Annotated in this window: 4 protein-coding genes; 3 read left to right on the plus strand and 1 reads right to left on the minus strand. The window is 71.9% G+C overall.

The annotated features are described in order from the left end of the window. Together G3I19_RS35195 and G3I19_RS35200 are read left to right on the plus strand one after the other, a co-directional pair. Window positions 1–577, plus strand: a 577-nt coding sequence (locus tag G3I19_RS35195) for an acyl-CoA dehydrogenase family protein (protein ID WP_275402801.1), incomplete at its 5' end; no start/stop codon positions are given. Further along, window positions 577–1,095 (plus strand): nitroreductase/quinone reductase family protein, encoded by a 519-nt coding sequence (locus tag G3I19_RS35200; protein ID WP_164267753.1) that lies wholly within the window; start codon window positions 577–579, stop codon window positions 1,093–1,095. The genes G3I19_RS35195 and G3I19_RS35200, both read left to right, overlap by 1 nt. Before the next feature lie 274 nt (window positions 1,096–1,369). Here G3I19_RS35200 and G3I19_RS35205 read toward each other — a convergent pair whose 3' ends face one another. Continuing rightward, window positions 1,370–2,017: a TetR family transcriptional regulator gene (locus tag G3I19_RS35205; protein WP_164267754.1), complete on the minus strand. Its 648-nt coding sequence runs from the start codon at window positions 2,015–2,017 to the stop codon at window positions 1,370–1,372. A 430-nt stretch (window positions 2,018–2,447) separates the two neighbouring features. Here G3I19_RS35205 and G3I19_RS35210 point away from each other — a divergent pair. Continuing rightward, window positions 2,448–3,664, plus strand: a 1,217-nt coding sequence (locus tag G3I19_RS35210) for a serine/threonine-protein kinase (protein ID WP_239075042.1), incomplete at its 3' end; no start/stop codon positions are given.

The raw sequence follows: 3,664 nt of genomic DNA on the forward strand, positions 1-3,664 counted from the left end.
CGCGCTGGACGCGACCCGCCCCCAGGCCCGCATCGAACTGCGCGACACGGAGGCCGAGTTGCTCGGCGCGACGGATGGCGACGGAGACGGTGACGGTGACGGGGGGAGCGGCACGGCCGATGTGCCGGGCGCGCTGGCCCGTACCGGGTGTGCGGCGGCCGCCGTGCTGGCCGCCGAAGCGGTCGGCGCGGCCGACCGTGCGCTGGAGCTGACGGTCGAACACGTCGGCACGCGCGAGCAGTTCGGGCGCCCCATCGGCTCCTTCCAGGCCGTGAAGCACCGCCTGGCCGGGCTGTACGTACAGGTGCAGGCGGCCAGGTCGGCCGCCTACTACGCCGCCTGGGACCCGGCGGCGGGCGGCCTCGCGCTCGCGCAGGGCCTGGAAGCGCTGCGCAGCGCGGCGTCCGACGCGGTCCAGCTGCACGGCGGGATCGGCTTCACCTGGGAGCACGACATCCAGCTGTACTTCAAGCGGGCGTCGTCGGACGAGCTGCTGTTCGGCCCGGTGCACGGGCTGCGGGCGCATGCGGCGGAACGGGCGGGGCTCTTCACCGGGCGAGCGGCGGTCGCGGTCTGATGCTGCCCGGAACCCGGCTGGTGCAGAAGGTGTCGTCCACCCGTACGTTCGCCAGGATCGCGCCGCACGTCGTCCCCGCCATGGACCGTGCGGTGCACCGGCTGACCCGGGGAAAGGTGCTGCTCAGCGCGCAGATGCTGCCCGGTGTGATCCTCACGGCGAAGGGCGCGAGAAGCGGGGTCCTGCGGGTTACGCCATTGGCGTGCATGCCGGAGAGAACGGCGGCGGGGGACGCGGGGGAGAGCGAGGGGGAGCGGGGGCCCTGGCCGCGGTCCTGGATCCTCGTCGGGTCGAACTTCGGGCGGCCCGGCCATCCCGCGTGGACGGCCAACCTGCTGGCGCACCCGGATGCCGAGGTGAACTGGAAGGGGCAGGACATCCAGGTCAGCGCGCGGCTCCTGGAGGGCGAGGAGAGGGCGGGGGTGTGGACGACGGCGCTGGCGTTCTGGCCGCCGTACGCCTCGTACCAGGCACGGGTGGACCGGGAGATCCGGCTGTTCCGGCTGGAGCGCCGCTGAGGCGTACGCCCTGTGCGGTGCGCCCTCTGCCCTGCGCGGTGTGCCTCTGCCGTGTGCGCGTGCTGGGCGCCGTGTGCTGTGCGGCATGCGTCGTGTGCTGGGCGTCGTGCGCCGTGTGCCGGGTGGCGTGCGTCGTGTGCTGTGCGGCGTGCGCCGGGTGGCGTGCGCCGTGTGCCGTACTCCCTCCGCCGTGCGGGTACGCGGACGGCGGGCCACCCACCTCGGTGGCCCGCCGTCTGCGCGACAGGACGAAGGACGTGGTGGCGCCCCGCGGTTACTTTGTCGGCTTCTTGCCCGTGATGCCCAGGTGGACCAACAGGGCGAGGTTCGGGCGGAGTTCGGCCTGCTTCACGCCCCAGGTCTGGAACCCCTTCTGGTGCGCGGCCACGGCGGCCAGCATGGCCACCAGGGAGCCCGCCATGGCGGCCGGGCTGACGTCCTTGTCGACCCTGCCCTTGGCCTGGAGCTCCTTGACCGCGTCGGTCAGGGAGTTGGTGACGGAGTTCAGGATCTTCATGCGGATCTTGTAGAACCGCTTGTCGCCCTCCGCCGCGCCGAGGTCGACGACGCGGAGGATCGCGTCGTGGCGGCGCCAGAAGTCGAGGAACCCCTCGACGAGTTCTTCGGCCGTCTGCCAGCCGGCCTTTCCGGTCCAGGAGCGCCCGGAGACCAACTCGGTCAGTCCGGCGCCCTCCTTGGCCATCTCCTCCGCGATTTCGAGGACCGCGCCCTCGACGTCCGGGAAGTACTGGTAGAAGGTCGCGGGCGAAGTCCCCGCCTTCCGGGCCACGTCGATGACCTTGACGTCCCGGTACGGCGAGGAGCTGAGCATCTCGCTGAGGCAGTCGAGCAGCTTCTGCCGCGTCGCCTGACCTCGTCGGCCGGCCACGCGGCCGTCGACGGTGCGTACTTGTCCTGTCATGCCGTCAGCTTACCGAGGGGTGATCGGAGCGCGATTCGGCCGACTGCAAATGGGGTCAGGGCTGGTAACGGGGCGGCTCTCAGGGCGGGCGGAATTGATATTGTTATCAACAGGCTGTGGATAACTTCCGTGGACAACTTCCGTAAACACTTTCGGGCTGTGACGGGCGTCACTCCCGACCGGGCCTCACCGTACAAGAGGAACCGGTCCTGTCCGTGCGGCTCAGGGGCTCTGCCACGGCCCGGTGCGGGCGCCATGTCCGGATCGCGGTGAGACACCCCGATCCGCCCCCGGGTTCGCAACGAGCACGTCAGCCAGGAACAATCGGGGTGCGCACCGCCGGGTGGTGCCCAGTGGTGAGACGCTGAACGCAGCTGTATGTCGCGGACCCCCTTCCCCGGGGCCCGTACGGGGAGGTGGCAAGCGCGTGATGGAGCAGCTGACGCAGCACGATCCGAGGCGGATCGGCCCGTTCGAGGTGCTCGGGCGGCTCGGGGCCGGTGGTATGGGGCTTGTCTATCTGGCGCGCTCGGCCTCCGGCAGGCGTGTGGCGATCAAGACCGTACGGACCGAGCTCGCCGAGGACCAGCTGTTCCGTGTCCGCTTCTCCCGCGAGGTGGAGGCCGCCCGCGCCGTCAGCGGCTTCTACACGGCCGCGGTGGTCGACGCCGACGCCCGCGCCGCCGTGCCGTGGCTGGCCACCGCGTACGTTCCCGCGCCCTCCCTCGAAGAAATAGTGAATGAGTGCGGGCCGATGCCGGCCCAGGCCGTGCGCTGGCTGGCCGCCGGGATCGCCGAGGCCCTGCAGTCGATCCACGGCGCGGGCCTGGTCCACCGGGACCTCAAGCCGTCCAATGTGCTGGTGGTGGAGGACGGGCCGCGCGTCATCGACTTCGGTATCGCGTCCGGTGTCTCCAACACCCGGCTGACCATGACGAACGTCGCGGTGGGCACCCCCGCGTACATGTCGCCCGAGCAGGCCAAGGACTCGCGCAACGTGAAGGGCGCGAGCGATGTGTTCTCGCTCGGGTCGACGCTGGTCTTCGCGGCGACCGGCCATGCGCCGTTCCACGGGGCGAACCCGGTCGAGACGGTCTTCATGCTGCTGCGCGAGGGCCCCAATCTGACCGGGCTGCCCGACGAACTGCGCCCGCTGATCGAGGCGTGCATGCAGCAGGAGTTCACCCAGCGGCCCAGCCCGGAGGACCTCCAGGCGCAGCTGGCGCCGCATCTCTTCGCGTCCGGCGGCGACGACAGCGGCACCGCGTCCGCCTGGCTCCCTGCCCGTGCCACCGCGATGATCGAGACCCGCCGCGGCGGCCGTCCGCCGTCGGTGCCGAGGCCCGCGAACCCTTCGCTGCCGCCGAGGCCCGCGAACCCTTCGCTGCCGCCCAGACCGGCGTACGAGCCGCCGCAGCCGCCGCCCCAGCAGCCCTGGGTCCAGCCGCAGCCGGCTCACGCGCACCAGCAGCCGCAGCAGTCCGCTGTGCAGGCTGTGCAGCAGCAGCCCCTGCCGCATCCGCAGCCTCAGCCGCACCCTCAGCCCCAGTCGGCCCATGCGCAGCCCCAGCCCCAGCCGCACCAGACCGGGTGGCGGGACGAGGCCGTACGGCTGCCCGGCGCCCCGGTGCCGATCGGTCCCGGGCC

Origin of the sequence: Streptomyces sp. SID10853 (assembly GCF_010548145.1) — a bacterium.
Lineage (GTDB): Bacteria > Actinomycetota > Actinomycetes > Streptomycetales > Streptomycetaceae > Streptomyces.